The organism is Streptomyces canus (assembly GCF_001514145.1).
Taxonomy (GTDB): Bacteria; Actinomycetota; Actinomycetes; order Streptomycetales; family Streptomycetaceae; genus Streptomyces; species Streptomyces canus.
Genome location: NZ_KQ948684.1, coordinates 79,218 through 80,648, shown reverse-complemented (window position 1 = coordinate 80,648; position 1,431 = coordinate 79,218). Strand labels below are relative to the sequence as shown.

2 protein-coding genes are annotated in these 1,431 nt (G+C 67.7%); both read right to left on the bottom strand.

All coding sequences use genetic code 11. The annotated features are described in order from the left end of the window. Positions 1 to 78: 78 nt before the first annotated feature. Positions 79 to 501 (bottom strand): hypothetical protein, encoded by a 423-nt coding sequence (locus tag AQJ46_RS48225; RefSeq protein ID WP_059211705.1) that lies wholly within the window; start codon positions 499 to 501, stop codon positions 79 to 81. After that, positions 498 to 1,328 (bottom strand): IS5 family transposase, encoded by an 831-nt coding sequence (locus AQJ46_RS48220; protein WP_059211704.1) that lies wholly within the window; start codon positions 1,326 to 1,328, stop codon positions 498 to 500. Before AQJ46_RS48220 ends, AQJ46_RS48225 begins: the two co-directional genes overlap by 4 nt. Positions 1,329 to 1,431: the final 103 nt, after the last annotated feature.

The following is a 1,431-nucleotide window of genomic DNA, read 5'->3' as shown; positions in this document are numbered from 1 at the left end:
AGAGGGCGGTATGAGACCTGATGCCTGATTCTTTGTTTCGTGTGGGGCGAGCGGGAAGATCGCGGCGCCGTCGGTCGATTACGGCCGGGGCTGGGTGAACAAGCCCTGCTCGGTCTCGGTCAGGATTCCGCGGTCGGCCAGCCGTTTGAGCTTCAGGCGGACGTTGTTGATGTTGTTGGGCGCGACCGTCAGGTCCATCGCCTCGCACACCTGCCGGGCCCGCAGCGGATGGTCGGCCGCAGTGAACACCGCCATGATCTGCTGGTAGGCCGGATGATCCGGTAGCTTCGGTGCCGGCGGCGCGGGCGGTTGCGGGTCGGGCAACCCCAGCAGTGTCTTGCGGGTGATCCGGACTTCCTCGGCGGCCCGGCCGAGTTCGTCGAGCTGTGTGGTCAGATGCATGATCTGTTCCCGCATCGTCTCGGCCTGCGCGGTGATCTCCCGTTCTCGCTCCTCCAGCCGTGCCAGCACCGCGCCGAGCGTCAGCTCTCCGCCGGTCATGCGGTGCGCCAGGCCGGCACGGTCGCCCCGGTCAGCCGGCGCAGTATCACCGCGGTCATCGCCCAGTACACCCGCGACTCCGAACTGCGGGGCAGATGCTCGTAGTCGCGCACCAGCCTGCGGTGCAGCATCAAGATCCCATACGCGCGCTCCACCACCCACCGCTTGGCCTGGGGAACGAACCCGCTCTGCGCGGGATTACGCTCCACGACCTCCACCTCGATGCCCACCTTCTCCCCGTGCGCGACGACGGCGTTCTTGAAACCCTGGTCGACCAGGGCTTTCTCCACGGCGTCGGTGTCGGCGGCGACCTTGTCCAGCAGCGCGATCCCGACGGCGTTCTCATGCGCCGACGCGGCCACAACGACCACCGCGATCACCAACCCCAGAACGTCAACGGCCAGGCCGCGCTTGCGGCCCGGTACTTTTTTTGCCGCATCACGCCCCGTCGACCCGGCGGGCACTCCGGCCGCCGCGTGCACGCTCTGGGTATCGAGCACCACCAGGCTCGGGTCCGCCTTCCGACGCGCCATTTCCCGCACCTGCCAGCGCAGCAGGTCGTGAATGGTCTGATCGATGCCGTCGTCACGCCAGGTGTAGAAGTAGTACTTCACCGCGCCGGGCGGCGGAAAGTCGTGCGGGAGCAGCTCCCACTGGCAGCCGGTCCGGCCCTGGTAGAGCAGTGCGTTGACGATCTCCCGCGTCGCGTACCGACCCTGATGGCCGCTGACCGAGGGATGCGCGGCCTTCCACGCGGCGATCACCGGCTCGACCAGCGCCCACTGCTCGTCGCTCACGTCGGTCTTGTAGGGCTTGCGCTCACTCACGGCGACCAGCCCAACATGCCCATGGCCCCCGACCGGCCGGGACGCCGCACCGCCACACCTTCAGGTGACGACAAAACTCCTATGCACTCTCATTCCGCCCTCT